Origin of the sequence: Pseudomonas edaphica (assembly GCF_005863185.1) — a bacterium.
GTDB classification, from domain to species: Bacteria; Pseudomonadota; Gammaproteobacteria; order Pseudomonadales; family Pseudomonadaceae; genus Aquipseudomonas; species Aquipseudomonas edaphica.
In genome coordinates this window covers 1-1,895 of sequence record NZ_VBVZ01000871.1, presented here as the reverse complement: position 1 = coordinate 1,895, position 1,895 = coordinate 1, and the positions used below count along the sequence as shown (strand labels likewise).

At 59.7% G+C, this 1,895-nt stretch carries 3 protein-coding genes; 1 reads left to right on the top strand and 2 read right to left on the bottom strand.

Annotated features, from left to right (window positions below; genetic code table 11):
- On the bottom strand, positions 1–843 hold an 843-nt coding region (locus tag FEM54_RS31585; protein ID WP_138454168.1), incomplete at its 3' end, for an AI-2E family transporter.
- Between the two features lie 31 nt (positions 844–874).
- Positions 875–1,114 carry a sulfurtransferase TusA family protein gene (locus tag FEM54_RS31580; RefSeq protein WP_017137333.1) on the bottom strand — a complete coding sequence of 80 codons (240 nt, stop codon included), beginning with the start codon at positions 1,112–1,114 and terminating at the stop codon, positions 875–877.
- Between the two features lie 95 nt (positions 1,115–1,209).
- On the opposite strand from FEM54_RS31580, the gene FEM54_RS31575 reads away from it, so the two are divergent.
- A partial coding sequence (locus FEM54_RS31575; RefSeq protein ID WP_171045955.1) for a M48 family metallopeptidase occupies positions 1,210–1,895 on the top strand: 686 nt, incomplete at its 3' end.

The following is a 1,895-nucleotide window of genomic DNA, read 5'->3' as shown; positions in this document are numbered from 1 at the left end:
CAGGTAGATGAACTGGTCGCTCCAGCCCCACTGGAACAACGCGATCAACATCACCGGCACGGTCACCACCACCGCGCCCACATACGGCACTACCACCGATACACCCACCAGCAAGGCGAGCAGCGCCGCGTAGTTCAGCCCGAGCGCGACAAACGCGATGTAGGTGACGCCGCCACAGATCACAATCTCAATGACCTTGCCGCGAATATAGTTGGCAATCTGCCGGTTCATTTCTTCGGCCACTCGGGTGATCAGCGCCCGTTCACGCGGCAGATAGCCGCTGACCCAGCGGCCGATCATTGCGCGGTCCTTGAGGAAGAAGAACACCAGGATCGGCACCAGCACCAGGTAGATCATGATGTTGACCAGGAGCGGCAGGCTGGACAGGGAAAAAGTCAGCGCCCATTGTCCGAACTTTCCGATCTCGCCACGCGCCACTTCAATGGCCTGCAACACCTGCTCGTCCGATACCAGGTGTGGATAACGCTCCGGCAACAGCAGCAACAGCGATTGCCACTTGGCGAGCATGCCCGGCAACTCGTTGAACAAGGTGATCAACTGATGCCACAGCAATGGCAGCACCACGACGATAAACACCACCAACAGCCCCATGAACAGGGCAAAGACCAGCCCTACCGCCACACCGCCGGGCAAACGCAGACGTTCCAGGGTAGTGACCAAACCTTGCATCAGGTAGGCCAGCACCATACCCGCCAATACTGGCGCCAGCATGCCGCCCAAGGTGAGCACGGCGGTAAAAGCCAGGAATAGCAGGACGGCCAGCACCACCGCTTCTTCATCGGAAAAATAGCGCTGAATCCAGTCTCGTAACACTTTGAACATCAATCAACCTCGGGCGGTGGGGGCGAACAGTTCAGGCCTTGCGCAACCAGTAACGGTACACACCGGCGGCATCTTCTTCATGCAGCAGGGTGTGCCCGGCCAGCTTGGCAAAGGTGCGAAAATCGCGCTGGGAGCCTGCGTCCGTGGCGATCACCTTGAGCACGGCACCGCTGGCCAAGCGGTTGAGTTCCAGCTTGGCCTTGAGCAGGGGCAGCGGGCAATTGAGGCCACTGGCATCGAGTTCGGCGTCAAAGGCTACAGCGTTGGTCATCGGTTTGCTCCGGGCATGCGTTTGGAGTGCTTAGAATATCTGGTCCGAAGCTCAGTGTCCGGCTACAGTAAGCTCTTTGTCGAAAGGCTTTGTGCATGACTTTTTTGCGCCCTACCCTGCTGACGCTGGCTTGCCTGCTGGCCTCCCCGGCCTTCGCTGACGACCTGCCGTCACTCGGCGACGCCAGTTCTGCCATTGTCTCGCCGCAACAGGAATTCCAACTGGGCCGCGCATGGCTGGCCTACCTGCGAGGCCAGGTCTCGCAACTCAATGACCCGCAGCTCAAGGATTACGTCGAAACCAGCGTGTACAAGCTGGTGGAGACCAGCCAGGTTAATGACCGACGCCTGGAGTTCATCCTCATCGACAGCCCGCAACTCAACGCCTTTGCCGCACCCGGCGGGATTGTAGGGGTTAACGGCGGCTTGTTCCTGAATGCTCAGACTGAAGGCGAATATGCCTCGGTACTCGCTCACGAATTGGCTCACCTGTCCCAACGTCACTTCGCGCGAGGTGTGGAAGCGCAGTCGCGCATGCAGATTCCGATGATGGCCGCCCTGCTCGGCGGCATTATCGCGGCGGCGGCGGGTGCAGGTGATGCTGGCATTGCCGCGATTGCGGGCAGCCAGGCGGCAGCTATCCAGGAACAGCGCAGGTTTTCGCGCCAGAACGAACAAGAGGCCGACCGTATCGGCATCCTTAACCTGGAAAAAGCCGGTTACGACCCACGCTCCATGCCGACGATGTTCGAACGCCTGATGCGCCAATACCGATTCGATGC